General features: G+C 66.3%; 1 protein-coding gene. It reads left to right on the top strand.

Translation table 11 applies throughout. The features are described from left to right. The first annotated feature begins 26 nt into the window (after positions 1-26). Positions 27-1,267, top strand: a protein-coding gene (locus ACIP82_RS37825; protein WP_400660342.1) for an IS3 family transposase whose coding sequence is annotated in 2 segments (ribosomal slippage) — positions 27-300 and positions 300-1,267 — 1,242 coding nt in all. Because the reading frame shifts where the segments join, the coding sequence is not laid out codon by codon here. Positions 1,268-1,294 lie beyond the last annotated feature (27 nt).

The following is a 1,294-nucleotide window of genomic DNA, read 5'->3' as shown; positions in this document are numbered from 1 at the left end:
GTTCTCTTGGAAGGATCGAGTCCGTTATGAGGAAGCCATACCCCAGTGAGGTCCGGGAGCGGGCGGTGCGCCTGGTGCTGGAGACCCGCGATCAGTACGAGACCGAGTACCAGTGCATCCGGTCGATCGGCGCCAAGCTCGACGTTGGCCCGGAAAGCCTGCGCAAGTGGGTCCGCCAGGCCCAGACCGACGCCGGCACCCGGCCTGGCACCACGACCGAGGAATCCGCCGCGATGAAGGCGCTCAAGCGGGAGAACGCCGAACTCAAGCGGGCCAACGAGATCCTCAGGGCCGCGGCGTCTTTCTTCGCGGCCGAGCTCGACCGGCCACACACACGCTCGTAGCGTTCATCGACGAGCACCGGGACCGCTTCGGCGGAGTCGAGCCGATCTGCAGGACGCTCACCGCGAACGACTGCAGCATCCACCCCAGCACCTACTACGCCCAAAAGAGCGGCACCACCTCCGCCCGCGCCCGCCGCGACGCCGAACTCGTCCCGCTCATCAAAGAGATCCACGAGAGCAACTACGGCGTCTACGGCTACCGCAAGGTCTGGGCCGAACTCCAGCGACGCGGACACGCCGTCGCCCAGTGCACGGTCTCCCGTCTCATGAAGGCCGAAGGACTGTCAGGGGCGGTGCGAGGCAAGAAGGTCGTTACCACCGTCTCGGACAAGAGCGTGGACCGCGCACCCGACCTGCTGCGGCGCAACTTCGTGGCCAGCGCGCCGAATCGGGTGTGGGTCGCGGATTTCACGCACGTGGCGGCCTGGGCGGGCACCGTCTACGTCGCGTTCGTCGTCGACACCTTCTCACGGCGGATCGTCGGCTGGTCGGCGGCCACCAACAAGCAGACCCCGCTGATCCTGTCCGCACTCGAGATGGGCCTGTGGCAGCGGGACCGCGCCGGATTCCCGGTCGCGCCAAGGGAGTTGATTCACCACTCGGACGCCGGCTCGCAGTACACGTCGTTCCGCCTGGCGACCCACCTGGCTGCCGAGCGGATCGCGGCTTCCATCGGAACAGTCGGAGACGCCCTGGACAACGCCCTGATGGAGTCGACCATCGGCCTGTACAAGACCGAGCTCATCAAGCGCCAGGGCCCCTGGCGGACCCTGACCGATGTCGAGATCGCCACCGCCGAGTACGTCGACTGGTTCAACTCCACCCGGCTCCACAGTGAACTCGGCCACACCCCACCTGCCGAGTACGAAGCCGCCTACTACAGCCAACAGCAGCCAAACCTGCAGGTCACAGCAACAATCTAGAGTCTCTGCAGAACCCGCAGCGGTTCA

It is taken from the genome of Kitasatospora sp. NPDC088548 (assembly GCF_044753005.1).
Classification (GTDB): Bacteria; Actinomycetota; Actinomycetes; order Streptomycetales; family Streptomycetaceae; genus Kitasatospora.
This window is presented reverse-complemented; position numbering and strand designations above follow the sequence as displayed.